The sequence below is a fragment of the Sphingobium tyrosinilyticum genome (genome assembly GCF_042654265.1).
Taxonomy (GTDB): Bacteria; Pseudomonadota; Alphaproteobacteria; order Sphingomonadales; family Sphingomonadaceae; genus Sphingobium; species Sphingobium tyrosinilyticum.
In genome coordinates this window covers 66,372-78,313 of the sequence record NZ_JBHSFZ010000006.1, presented here as the reverse complement: position 1 = coordinate 78,313, position 11,942 = coordinate 66,372, and the positions used below count along the sequence as shown (strand labels likewise).

Sequence of the window (11,942 nt, the reverse complement as noted above, 5' to 3'; positions counted from 1 at the left end):
GGGCTTTCTCCTGTCTGGCGCTATCCCGGGCCCTCTACAGGATCGCGGTGCGGATGACAGCGCAAATGCGTACGGGAAAGCGGGCGCGCGCTACTTCTCCGCCCGGCTCCTGTCCCGGATCGAACGGAATTCGTCGCCGGGAACCCAGTTCGGCCAGTCTGTCGTGTTTGCCAGCGCCCGCCCGACGTCATAGTAGAGCTTGAGGTCCGCCTTCACGCCGCTCCAGTCCCATTTGGGATCATATTCATCCTTGGGTCCATGGTAGCGATGTTCTTCATAATCCTTGGCAGCCGCCGCGCCTGCCGCGGTGCCGCCCTTCACCAGATCCTGCCCACCTTCGAAATAGAGCATCGGCACGCCATGCTTGGCGAAGCTGAAATGATCGGAGCGATAGTAGAAGCCCTTTTCGGGCGTCGGCTCCAGGCTGGCCACACGCTTCTGCGCGGCCAGCGCCCGGTCGAGATAGGCGTCGAGTTGTGACTTGCCCTTGCCGATCACTACGACATTGCGGGCAAGCCCGGCCATGCTCAGCGCGTCCATATTGACGCCGCCGACGGTCTGGCCGAGCGGAAATACCGGGTGGTTGCCATAATAAGCGGAGCCCAAAAGCCCGGACTCCTCCGCGGTTACGGCAAGGAAGACCTGACTGCGATCGGTCGGGCCAGCCTTCACATTGGCCTCAGCCAATGCGATCAGCGCCGCGGTCCCGGTCGCATTGTCGATGGCTCCGTTGCAGATGTCGTCGCCGTCGGGCGCTGCCTCGCAGCGGCCGAGATGGTCCCAGTGCGCGGCGTACAGGACATATTCATTAGGACGGGTCTTCCCCGGCAGCAGCGCGACGACATTTTTCGAGCTGTGCTTGCGGATGATATTGTCGAAAGAGAGGCTGGCCTTGATCCCCTTCAGCGGCACTGCCTTGAAACCGCGCTTCTTGGCTGCAGCGCTCAGAGCATCGAGATTGAGACCAGCGCTCGCCATCAACGCCGCCGCCTTGTCCTTCTGCATCCAGCCGATTGCGGCCGATTGGTCCGCATTGCCATTGGCGCTGTCGGCCACGTGCTGCGCTCCCGTCCAGCTAGACTGCACGACGTTCCAGCCATAGGCGGCGGGCATGGTGTCATGCACGATGATGGCAGCCGCCGCGCCCTGCCGAGCGGCTTCCTCAAACTTATAGGTCCAGCGGCCATAATAGGTCATAGCCCGCCCGCCGAACGGCCCCCGCAGCGTCGGCGTCTGGTAATCCGGATCGTTCACCAGGATGATGACCGTCTTGCCGCGGACATTCACCCCGCCATAATCGTTCCACTTCTTTTCCGGCGCGTTGATGCCATAGCCCACGAAGACGACGGGGCTGTCCTTCAATTCAATATGGGGCTGGGTCGTCCGGTAGGTGGCGACGACCATCTGTGAGCCGTAATCGAGCGAGAGTGGAGCCTTGCCACCGGTGAAGCGCAGCGGCGAAACATTTTTGGCGGCGAGTTCGACGAGAGGCACGTCTTGGAACCAACTGCCCTTGTTTCCTGGCTTAAGTCCCAGCGCCTCGAACCGCTGCACCAGATAGGCGAGCGTCTTTTCCTCTCCCACGGTGCCAGGAGCGCGCCCTTCATAGGGATCGGAGGAGATTTCCTTCACCACCTCCTTCATCGTGTCGATCGAGGGGGTGATTTCCGCAGGCGCTGCTACCGCAGCTGTCCCGGCGCTGAGAAGGAGAGCGAAGGTCGGGAGTGAAGGGCGCATGACAGGGCCTTGAATCGACGGCGATAGATGATTGATGCCAGTTGGCCGACCGTCAAACAAGGGTCGCCGCACAAACAAAAAAGGCGGCCCCGAAGGACCGCCCTTTCCAAATTCCGTATGATAGAAATCTTAGCGCGAATAGAATTCGACGACCAGGTTGGGTTCCATCTTCACCGGGTAGGGCACTTCGTCCAGCGTGGGAACGCGGACATAGGTGACCTTGCTCGCGCCATCGGGCGAAACATAGTCGGGAATGTCGCGCTCGGGCAGGCTCTGCGCTTCCAGAACCAGCGCCATTTCCTGCGCCTTCTTGCCCAGAGTGATTTCGTCACCCGGCTTCACGAGGCGGCTGGCGATGTTGCACTTCACGCCGTTCACATAGATGTGACCGTGCGAAACCAGCTGACGGGCCGACCAGATCGTGGGCGCGAACTTGGCGCGATAGACCAGGGCGTCCAGGCGGCGCTCCAGCAGACCGATCAGGTTCTGGCCGGTGTCGCCCTTCATGCGCGCGGCTTCGATATAGTTCTTCTTGAACTGCTTTTCGGTGATGTCGCCATAATAGCCCTTCAGCTTCTGCTTGGCGCGCAGCTGAATGCCGTAGTCGGACATCTTGCCCTTGCGGCGCTGGCCGTGCTGACCGGGGCCATATTCACGCTTGTTGACCGGGCTCTTGGGGCGGCCCCAGATGTTCTCGCCCATGCGGCGGTCGAGCTTGTACTTGGCGCTGGTGCGCTTCGTCATGATGAATTCCTTGCAATAGCTAACGACGTTATTCCCGGTCATCGCCTGCTTGCCATAAAGGGGCAGGGCCACCGCTTCACCGGGATGCAGGGCCAATCGCGAAGGCGCGCCTATGGCGAAGGGAGACAAGCATGTCAACCCTCGACAGGCGGGCGCGGCGGGCCTAGTCAGCTTGGCCCATGAACCCCGAAAACTACACGACCATGGCCGAGGTCCGCGCCGGCGTGGACGAGATCGACCGCCAGCTTGTCGCGCTGTTCGCTCAGCGTTTCGCTCATATGCGCGCGGCGGCCCGCATCAAGCCGGAACGCAGCGCCGTTCGCGATGAGCCGCGCAAGGCCGAAGTCATCGAGAATGTCCGGCAAGCAGCCGACCGTTTGGACGCTCCGGCGGAAATCCTCGCCACCTTGTGGGACCAACTGGTCGAAGCATCGATCGCCTATGAAATGACCGAATTTGACCGCCTGAAGGCTTAACGCTGCCGCGGATTGCCCAGCGACGACAGAACGCCGCGCATCGTGCGTACTTCCAGGTGATTCCAGCCCGGCTTCGTCAGCAGGTTACGCAAGGTGCGCTTGGTCGCGGGCGCACGATCGGGCGGGAAAAAGTAGCCCGCGCCTTCGAGCAGCGCTTCGAACTGCGCGATCATGCCCTCCAGCTCCGCCTGCGGGGCCGGTTCGCCTAGATCGACCAGCGTCGGCTGTTCCAACTGCGCCTGTTTCGACCATTCATAGGCGCAGAGGATGACCGCCTGCGCCAGGTTGAGCGACCCGAATTCCGGGTTGATCGGCACCGTCAGTATCTTGCGGGCGAGCGCCACATCCTCGGTTTCCAGGCCAGACCGTTCCGGACCGAAAACATAGGCGGAGCGACCGGCCGCGCCATGAATCTCCCGAGCGGCTTCTTCGGGAGTCACCACTGGCTTGGTCACCCCGCGCTTACGGACGGTCGTCGCATAGACATGCGCACAATCCGCCACCGCATCGGCAAGGCTGTCGAACAGTTCCGCCTTGTCGAGCACGATATCCGCGCCCGCCGCCGATGGCCCCGCATCGGGATTGGGCCAGCCGTCGCGCGGTGATACCAGCCGCAATTCGGTCAGCCCGAAATTCAGCATCGCCCGCGCAGCCTTGCCGATATTCTCGCCAAGCTGCGGGCGGACGAGGACTATGACGGGGCAAGGGGAAACTGGCCAGCCCTCACTCACTCCCCACCTCCTTCACGCTCCCAGCGAAATCCTCGAAATCGCGGGCGTCGGTGAAGTCCTTATAGACGCTGGCAAAGCGGATATAGGCGACGCTGTCGAGCCGCTTCAGGCCCTCCATTACCATTTCGCCGATGGCGCGGGCGGGCACTTCGCCTTCGCCGCTGGTTTCGAGTTGGCGCTGGATGCCCGAAATGAGCTTTTCGAGGCGGCTTGGATCGATCTGCCGCTTGCGGCACGCAATATCGACTGATCGGGCGAGCTTGTCCCGATCGAAGGCTTCCTTACGTCCCTCGCTCTTCACCACCCAAATGTCGCGAAGCTGGATGCGCTCGAAGGTGGTGAAGCGGGCTCCACAGGCCTCACATTGGCGGCGGCGGCGGATCGCGGCGCCATCTTCGGTGGGGCGGCTGTCCTTTACCTGGCTGTCGTCATGGGAACAGAAGGGGCAGCGCATTCAGCAGATATCTCCGTTCGTTTCGAGCGAGTCGAGACACGAAATGGCACACAAAACGTGTCTCGACCATTCTCGACACGAGCGGATTAGGGATCAGCCCTCGTAGATCGGGAAGCGGGCACAAAGGGCGGACACACGCTCACGCACATTGGCTTCGACGGTCGGCTCGCCATGCTCACCCTTATCGCGCAGTCCTTCCAGAACGTCGGCGATCATGTCGCCAATCGCTTCGAACTCGGCCACGCCGAAGCCGCGCGTCGTTCCGGCGGGTGAACCCACCCGGATGCCGCTGGTCTTGGTCGGCGGCAGCGGGTCGCCCGGCACGCCATTCTTGTTGCAGGTGATGAAGCTGCGCTCCAGCGCCTCGTCGGCGTCCTTGCCCGAGATGCCGTATGGCCGCAGGTCGATGAGCGCCAGATGCGTGTCCGTGCCGCCGGAAACCACGGCTAGGCCGCGCTGCTCCAGCTTGGCGGCGAGCGCCTTTGCGTTGGTGACAATTGCCTGGGCGTAGGTCTTGAACTCGGGACGGAGCACCTCTCCGAAAGCAACGGCCTTGGCGGCGATGACGTGCATCAGCGGGCCGCCTTGCAGGCCGGGGAACACTGCCGAGTTGATCTTCTTGGCAATGGCTTCGTCATTGGTGAGGATCATGCCGCCGCGCGGACCGCGTAGCGTCTTGTGGGTGGTCGTGGTTACGACATCAGCGAAACCGAAAGGCGTCGGGTGTGCGCCACCTGCAACAAGCCCTGCAAAGTGCGCCATATCGACCATCAACAGCGCGCCCACCTTGTCCGCGATCGCGCGGAACCGGGCGAAGTCCAGGTGACGGGGATAGGCAGATCCGCCCGCGATGATGAGGGTCGGCTTTGCCTCGATCGCTTGCGCTTCCAGAGCGCCGTAGTCGATCAGATGCGTGTCTTCGCGAACGCCGTATTGCACTGCGTTGTACCACTTGCCCGACAGAGCAGGCTTCGCACCGTGAGTAAGATGGCCGCCCGCATCGAGCGAGAGGCCCATGATGGTATCGCCCGGCTTGGTCAGCGCCAGCATCACCGCACCGTTCGCCTGCGCGCCGGAATGAGGCTGCACATTGACGAAGCCGCAGTTGAAGATCTGCTTCGCGCGGTCGATGGCGAGCTGTTCGACTTCATCCGACGGCGCGCAGCCCTGATAATAGCGCTTTCCCGGATAGCCCTCGGCATATTTGTTGGTGAAGACGCTGCCCTGCGCCTCCAGCACCGCCTTTGACACGATATTTTCCGACGCGATCAGTTCGATCTGATTCTGCTCGCGCTTCAGTTCCTTGGTGACGCCAGCGAACACGGCCGGATCGGCATCGGCCAAGCTGCGCGAGAAATAGCCTTCCGCGCGGATATCGGACAGGTCGGGCTGGGCGAGGGGTGCGGTGCTCATCGGGCAGGCTCCTTAAAGCGCGGGCTGAGAGAGTTTTTCGACGCGGCCGCTATGACGGCCACCGCCAAATTCGGTGGATAGGAAGGCAGTGACGCACGCCTTCGCCATATCGACGCCGGTCAGGCGCGCGCCGAGGGCCAGGACGTTGGCGTCATTATGCTCGCGAGAAAGCGCGGCAGACAGTGGTTCGGAGACCAGTGCGCAGCGGCAGGCCGGGTTGCGGTTGACGGCGATGGAAATACCGATGCCCGATCCGCAGAGCGCAATCCCGCGCTCGGCCGCGCCTGATGCAACGGCAGAAGCCAGCTTGTACCCAAAGTCGGGATAATCCACCCGGTCGGCCGTCGCGGGGCCAAGGTCATCGACCTCATGCCCTTCGGAGCGCAGCCAGTCTGCGAGTTCCGCCTTCAGATCAACGGCGGCATGATCGGAAGCGATGGCGATTTTCACGGCGAGGTCGTCCTGTCACGCAAAAGGTGATTCGTTCCCGCGCCTCTTAGGGGGAGCGGCGGGCAATTGCCACAGTCCAGCTGGCCGCTTATGGCCTGCCTCATGGCAGCAACGATTTTATCCATCCTGATGCTGGCGGGTTTGCTCCTGACCGGCGGCGGCGTTTACGCAATCGCGAAGAAGGGCGACCGCAAACGCGGCGTGCTGATGATTATAGCGGGTCTGGTGATGTTCGCCAATGTCGCGATTTCCGCCATTCCCGGTCCGGATGTGTCAATGCTGGAGCGGCGGGCGCACTGATCAGGCGCGCAGGGCAAGCGCCGCCAGCAGATCGGTTTGCGTTACCAAACCTCGCAGCTTTCCATCATGATCGACGACGACCGCCTCTCGCCGCATGCCGCTTGTGAGAGGACGTAGCAACTGCGCCACCGGAGTGTCCTTCGTCACAAGCAACGGGTCTGCGGCGATATCGCGAACTTGCGCCCCCTCGCGGGAAAGGTCCAGCGGGCCGATGACGCCGTTGACCTGACCAGCATCGTCCAGCACGGGCAAGGACAACAGACGGCGGCTATGCAGCAGCTGGCGCGCGTGGGAGATGGGCTCGCTTCCTCGAACGGATATTACATCGCGCGACATGATCTCGCCGCATGTCAGCGTCCCATGACTCCGCTCGGCTGCCCGGACTTCCGCATGATGTAGAACGACCTGCAAGTCGGCGGGATCGACGTCCAGCACATCGCCATAGGCGTGTAGTGCTTCCTTCACATCTTCTTCGGAAGGCGGCGTGCGCAGCAATGGCGCAGGGTCGCTGGTTCCGTGTGCGCTGGGCGCCTTGGGGGCCACATGCGGATAGCTATGCCCGGCGAGCCGATGGAAAAGGATCGCAATCGCCAGCAGCAGCGCGGTATTGAGACCTACCGGCACCAGGGCAAACATATAGCTTGGCGCGCCATTCGCAGCGCCCAGCACGGCCGATAGCGCGACCGCGCCACCCGGCGGATGAAGACAGCGGAGCAGGGACATGCCGGCTATGGCGCATCCTACTGCCAGCGCTGCGGCGATGGTCGGGTCCGGGATCAGCCGCGCGATCGTTATGCCGATGAGCGCCGACACGACGTTGCCGCCAAACACGGACCATGGCTGAGCCAGCGGACTTGCCGGGACGGCGTACAGCAGGACAGCAGACGCCCCCATCGGCGCGACCAGCAGGGGATGGGCGACGCCGTTCCCCAACATGAGGCCGCAAAGCAGCCCGGTGATTGCGATCCCGCCAATCGCCCCGCTCGCCGCCTTCAACCGGTCGAAAAAGCCGGGGCCGGGCGGGGCGGGGATGAAGGCGCTATAGTAGCGGCTCCATATCAGGCGATCATTCTTTTCCGCGCTCATTGTCGGGCGCGGCTAGCCGCCTGCCGCCGCATGGCCAAGCGCAAAATTATATATGCGTTCAAATGCCTGCTTCCCGAGCAGCAAAAACCCTCCCCTTGGCGTGAAGGGGAGGGTCTAAGAGCGATTGCAGTCTTAGGTGGAGGGCTCAGCGGATGGGTGAATCCGGGGCCAGCCGCATGTCGAGATAATTATCCACCGACTTCATCAGCTGATCGAGTTCATGTTCGAAAAAGTGGTTCGCACCGCGAATCTCGTCATGATGGATCGTGATGCCCTTTTGCGTGCGGAGCTTATCGACCAGCTTCTGCACTGCGCTGGCGGTCACGACTTCGTCCGCGGTGCCCTGTACGATGATGCCCGAAGCGGGGCAGGGTGCGAGGAAGGAGAAGTCGTACATGTTCGCCGGGGGCGCGACCGAAATGAAGCCGCGGATTTCCGGACGGCGCATCAGCAACTGCATGCCGATCCATGCGCCGAAGGAAAAGCCTGCGATCCAGGTCGTCTGCGCTTCGGGATGGAAGCTTTGCACCCAATCGAGCGCCGCGGCGGCGTCGCTGAGTTCGCCGATGCCGTTGTCGAACGTGCCCTGGCTGCGGCCTACGCCCCGGAAGTTGAAGCGGAGCACGGCAAAGCCACGCTTCACAAAAGTCTTGTAGAGCGCCTGGGTGATGCGATCATTCATCGTGCCGCCGCCCTGCGGGTGCGGATGCAGGATCATCGCGACAGGTGCGCGGGGACGGGGCGGGGGGCTGAAGCGGCCTTCGAGGCGGCCTTCGGGTCCGGGGAAGATAACGTCGGGCATGGCACCTATTATGGTTCTGGCCGCCACCCGGAGAAAGGAGGCCGGCGGTTGGATGCGGGCGCGGCAAAGCCAGTGCTGGCGTTGCGCGGCAGACCGCCTATATAGAAGGCGCCGCCATTTCCGCAATCAATGAGTAACATCGCCTCGTGGCCGCCGATCGCCTTTATCTGGACCATGCCGCCACCACCCCGATGCTCCCGGAGGCGAAAGCCGCGATGGTGGAGGGCATGGAACGCTGGGCCAACCCGTCCAGTCCGCATGCGGAAGGACGCGCCGCGCGGGCTGCGCTGGAGGATGCCCGGTCGCGGATCGCTACCGCGCTGGAATGGACGGGGCATGTTCTGTTCACCTCTGGCGCGAGCGAGGCGATCGCCATCGGCCTGACGCGGGCGAAGGCGAGCAGGATCGCGACCTCGCCTGTCGAACATGATTCGGTCCTCCGCGTAACGCCCAAAGCTGATCGCTTGCTGGTCACGTCCGAAGGGCTGATCGATCTTCGAAATCTCGATGAGGGAACTGGCCAGATCATCGCCGTCCAGCACGTCAATAACGAAACGGGCGTCATACAGCCTCTGGACCAGATGGCCCGCGATGGGGTCATCCTCTTCGCCGATTGCGCACAGAGCTCGGGAAAGCTTCCCCTGCCGGAAGCGGACATGATCGCGATTAGCGCTCATAAATTCGGCGGCCCGCCCGGCGTCGGCGCGCTGTTGGTGCGAGACCTGGCGTTGCTGGAGCCGAGCGGCGGACAGGAGCAGGGCTATCGTGCGGGCACCGAAAATCTTCCTGCGGTATTGGCCATGGCGGCGGCTTTGGAAGGACCGGGGGACTGGTTAACTTCAGCAGCCCGGCTCCGCACTCGCCTCGACGCTGCGATCGAGGAAGCAGGCGGCGAGATCATCGCGCGTGATGCGTCGCGCATCGCCACTATCGCAAGCTACCGTATGCCCGGCATCTCCGCCCGGTCGCAGCTTATCCAGTTCGACCTCGCGGGCATTTCCGTCTCCGCCGGCAGCGCCTGTTCTTCCGGCTCGCTCAAGACCAGCCATGTCCTGCGCGCAATGGGCTGGGACGAAGCAGCGGCCGGAGAGGTCATCCGCGTCAGTTTCGGCCCGTGCACAAGCGAGGCGGACATCGACCGCTTCGCGGATCAGTGGATCAAGATGGCTGGACGGCTCCGATGACCATCTATCTGGATTATCAGGCGACAACTCCCCTCGCGCCCGAAGCGTTCGATGCCATGGTCCCGCTGCTGCGCGACCAGTTCGCCAATCCACACAGCGCGCACCGGCTGGGAAGGGCGGCTGCAGCTCAGGTTGAGCGGGCACGGGACGAGATTGGCGCGCTCCTGCCGGATGGCGGCCGCCTGCTTTTTACATCGGGCGCGACAGAGGCGCTCAACCTCGCGATCCAGGGTGCTCCCGCTGGCGGCATCGTGACGCTGGCGACGGAGCATGCGACGATACTCGACACTGTTGCCGCGCTTGAAGCCAAGGGCAGGCAAGTGACGGTCCTACCGGTGGGCAATGATGGACTGGTCGATCTGGAAGCAGCAGAGGCCGCGATCCTGCCCGGCGTTGGGCTGGTCGCGGCGATGCTGGTGAACAATGAGATCGGCGTCATACAGCCCGTCGATAAGTTGGCTGACCTCGCTCATCGTGCTGGCGCATTGTTCCTCTGCGACGCCGTTCAAGCATATGGGCGCGTGCCGATCCCCGATAGCTGCGACATGGTGGCGGTCAGCGCGCACAAGATCCACGGGCCAAAAGGCGTCGGCGCTTTATGGCTGCGCGACGGGGTGCGATTAAGCCCGGTGATGCACGGTGGAGGGCAGGAGGCGGGCCTTCGGTCCGGCACGCTGTCCCCGGCGTTATGCGCTGGGTTCGGGGTGGCCGCCCGGCTGATGCGCGAAAGGGCGGAGCAGGACCACGCTCATGTCGAGACGCTTTGGCGGCGCGCGCTCACGCTGTTCGAAGGCTGGACGCTCAACGGCAGCGCAGATGCGCGCTATCATGGCAATCTCAACATCCGGCGCGAGGGGTTGGACGGCGCTAGATTGTTGTCCGATTGCCGCGATGTCGCATTTTCGCTGGGTAGTGCTTGCGCTAGTGGCTCCGGGCGGCCTAGCCATGTGCTGCGCGCCATTGGCCTGTCGGACCGGGGGGCGCGCGGATCGGTGCGGATCGGCTTTGGTCGCTACGCGACGTTGGCTGAGTTGGAGAGCGCTGCACGCATAATGAATGAGGCGGCAGCCGTACAAGCGGCGCCGTAGTCAAGGGAAGTCGCAATCATGATCAGGGTCACGTTCATCAGTGCAGATGGGGAAAACCGGCAGGAGGTGGATGCCGCCGCCGGATCGGTCTTGCTGGACGTGGCCCAGGCGGCGGGCCAGCCGCTGGAGGGAACATGCGAGGGGCAGATGGCTTGCTCCACCTGCCATGTCATTGTCGAAGCGGGCGATTTTTCCAAGCTGAAGGCGGCGAGCGAAGCGGAAGAAGACATGCTGGACCTCGCCGCCGCCGCGACACGCACCAGCCGTCTGTCCTGCCAGATCGTGCTGGAGGAAAAGCTGGACGGCCTCACCGTTCGCATTCCCGGTGAATCCCATAATATGCAGGGCATGTAAGGGGTGCGTCTGCATGCCGTGTTGATGGCAGCGGCCCTGACGTCGATCGTCGGCAGCGCCGCCGCGCAAGAGGACAAGGCGCGCCAATCTCTGCTGCCGCCAGCGCCTCGCTACATGGTCAGCGAATCGGCAATGAAGACCGTTCGTAATCCGCGCACCATCGAGCAGGAAAGCGGCGGCCGTTTGGGCATAGCGCTAGTGGACAACAAAGGCGCCCTCCTCCTCGGCTTCAATCGGGACGAGCGCTTCGCCATGTGTTCGACCTTCAAGGCCCCTTTGGCCGCCGCAGTGCTGATGGGCGCGGATGCGGGGCGGTTCGGGTTGGATGGGCAGGTGGCCTTCACCCAGGCCGATATTCTCGACCATGCGCCAGTCGTGAAGGCGAATGGAAAGCGCGGTCGCTTGTCGATGGCGGAACTGGCTGAAGCGGCTGTCGAGGTCAGCGACAATAGTGCGGCGAACCTACTGTTGCCGATGATCGGCGGCCCCGAAGGGCTGACCGCCTTCGTCCGGGCGCATGGCGACACCGTGACCAGGCTGGACCGAACGGAGCCCGCCCTTAACGAAAATATGGAAGGCGATCCCCGCGACACCACCAGCCCCGCAGCGATGGCGAGCCTCATATCGCGTCTCCTATTTCGTGACATGAAGGCCGAAAGCGCAAGCCGTCTGATGACTTGGTTGAATGCCAGCACGACCGGGGACGAGCGGATCAAGGCTGGCCTGCCACCGGGCTGGACTTCGGGCAGCAAGACGGGAAGCTGCGGCAGCGCCTTCAACGATGTGGCGCTGGTAAAGGCCCCATCGGGCGAGCAATATGTGCTGGCGATCTACCTCGATCGACCGACTGTGGACGCCAAGGCTGCCGAGGCCGCCATCGCCCAGGCGGCGCGCGCCGCTCTAGATTTTGTGTCAAAAGCCCAGCGTACTGGGCTGGAGTAAGCCGCCCCTTGCCATTGCCGCAGCCTTTCGCCATATGCCGCGCCGGGAGTCGGGCGGACGTGGTCGTCGCCAACTTGGTCAGGTCCTGACGGAAGCAGCCACAACGATTTCGCCGCGGGTCGTTCCGGCTCCCACCTTTATCCGGCTTTCCGGCTTCGACAGCCGGTCCTCAAGCCGCTAG

Annotated in this window: 13 protein-coding genes, 1 other RNA gene and 1 pseudogene; 7 read left to right on the top strand and 8 right to left on the bottom strand. The window is 63.3% G+C overall.

Annotated features, from left to right (window positions below):
• Positions 1–90 precede the first annotated feature (90 nt).
• Positions 91–1,737, bottom strand: coding sequence for a M28 family metallopeptidase (locus ACFO3E_RS04750; RefSeq protein ID WP_380802809.1), 1,647 nt, complete (start codon positions 1,735–1,737; stop codon positions 91–93).
• A 129-nt stretch (positions 1,738–1,866) separates the two neighbouring features.
• Positions 1,867–2,481, bottom strand: coding sequence for a 30S ribosomal protein S4 (rpsD, locus tag ACFO3E_RS04745; protein WP_066528481.1), 615 nt, complete (start codon positions 2,479–2,481; stop codon positions 1,867–1,869).
• A gap of 179 nt (positions 2,482–2,660) precedes the next feature.
• Between rpsD and ACFO3E_RS04740 the strand changes: the two genes are divergently transcribed.
• A complete protein-coding gene (locus ACFO3E_RS04740) occupies positions 2,661–2,957 on the top strand; it encodes a chorismate mutase (protein ID WP_066523907.1) in 297 nt (98 codons plus the stop codon).
• On the opposite strand, the pseudogene ACFO3E_RS04735 reads toward ACFO3E_RS04740, so the two are convergent.
• From ACFO3E_RS04735 to rpiB, 4 genes and pseudogenes are all read right to left on the bottom strand, one after another.
• A pseudogene (locus ACFO3E_RS04735) lies at positions 2,954–3,667 on the bottom strand (RNA methyltransferase); the annotation flags it as partial. The gene ACFO3E_RS04740 and the pseudogene ACFO3E_RS04735 sit on opposite strands and share 4 nt — an antisense overlap.
• Before the next feature lie 13 nt (positions 3,668–3,680).
• Entirely contained in the window at positions 3,681–4,142 is a 462-nt protein-coding gene (gene nrdR / locus ACFO3E_RS04730; protein ID WP_066523904.1) for a transcriptional regulator NrdR, read from the bottom strand.
• Between the two features lie 93 nt (positions 4,143–4,235).
• Entirely contained in the window at positions 4,236–5,555 is a 1,320-nt protein-coding gene (gene glyA, locus ACFO3E_RS04725) for a serine hydroxymethyltransferase (RefSeq protein WP_066523901.1), read from the bottom strand.
• A 12-nt stretch (positions 5,556–5,567) separates the two neighbouring features.
• Positions 5,568–6,005 (bottom strand): ribose 5-phosphate isomerase B, encoded by a 438-nt coding sequence (gene rpiB, locus ACFO3E_RS04720; protein WP_066523900.1) that lies wholly within the window; start codon positions 6,003–6,005, stop codon positions 5,568–5,570.
• 102 nt (positions 6,006–6,107) lie between these two features.
• On the opposite strand from rpiB, the gene ACFO3E_RS04715 reads away from it, so the two are divergent.
• Positions 6,108–6,305: a hypothetical protein gene (locus ACFO3E_RS04715; RefSeq protein WP_066528479.1), complete on the top strand. Its 198-nt coding sequence runs from the start codon at positions 6,108–6,110 to the stop codon at positions 6,303–6,305.
• On the opposite strand, the gene ACFO3E_RS04710 is transcribed toward ACFO3E_RS04715, so the two are convergent.
• Entirely contained in the window at positions 6,306–7,391 is a 1,086-nt protein-coding gene (locus tag ACFO3E_RS04710) for an HPP family protein (RefSeq protein ID WP_066523899.1), read from the bottom strand.
• Positions 7,392–7,536: 145 nt separating this feature from the next.
• The gene (locus tag ACFO3E_RS04705) at positions 7,537–8,193 is read right to left on the bottom strand and encodes an alpha/beta hydrolase (protein WP_037463024.1); all 657 of its coding nucleotides are present in this window, start codon (positions 8,191–8,193) and stop codon (positions 7,537–7,539) included.
• A 146-nt stretch (positions 8,194–8,339) separates the two neighbouring features.
• On the opposite strand from ACFO3E_RS04705, the gene ACFO3E_RS04700 reads away from it, so the two are divergent.
• The 5 genes from ACFO3E_RS04700 to ffs all read left to right on the top strand — a co-directional run bounded on the left by ACFO3E_RS04700 (position 8,340) and on the right by ffs (position 11,900).
• Entirely contained in the window at positions 8,340–9,377 is a 1,038-nt protein-coding gene (locus tag ACFO3E_RS04700) for a cysteine desulfurase family protein (protein ID WP_066523898.1), read from the top strand.
• The gene (locus ACFO3E_RS04695) at positions 9,374–10,465 is read left to right on the top strand and encodes a cysteine desulfurase family protein (protein WP_066523897.1); all 1,092 of its coding nucleotides are present in this window, start codon (positions 9,374–9,376) and stop codon (positions 10,463–10,465) included. Before ACFO3E_RS04700 ends, ACFO3E_RS04695 begins: the two co-directional genes overlap by 4 nt.
• Before the next feature lie 18 nt (positions 10,466–10,483).
• Positions 10,484–10,819, top strand: coding sequence for a 2Fe-2S iron-sulfur cluster-binding protein (locus ACFO3E_RS04690; RefSeq protein WP_066523896.1), 336 nt, complete (start codon positions 10,484–10,486; stop codon positions 10,817–10,819).
• 3 nt (positions 10,820–10,822) lie between these two features.
• A complete protein-coding gene (gene blaSGM / locus ACFO3E_RS04685; protein ID WP_066523895.1) occupies positions 10,823–11,761 on the top strand; it encodes an SGM family class A beta-lactamase in 939 nt (312 codons plus the stop codon).
• 41 nt (positions 11,762–11,802) lie between these two features.
• Positions 11,803–11,900: signal recognition particle sRNA small type (ffs, locus tag ACFO3E_RS04680), an RNA gene on the top strand.
• Positions 11,901–11,942: the final 42 nt, after the last annotated feature.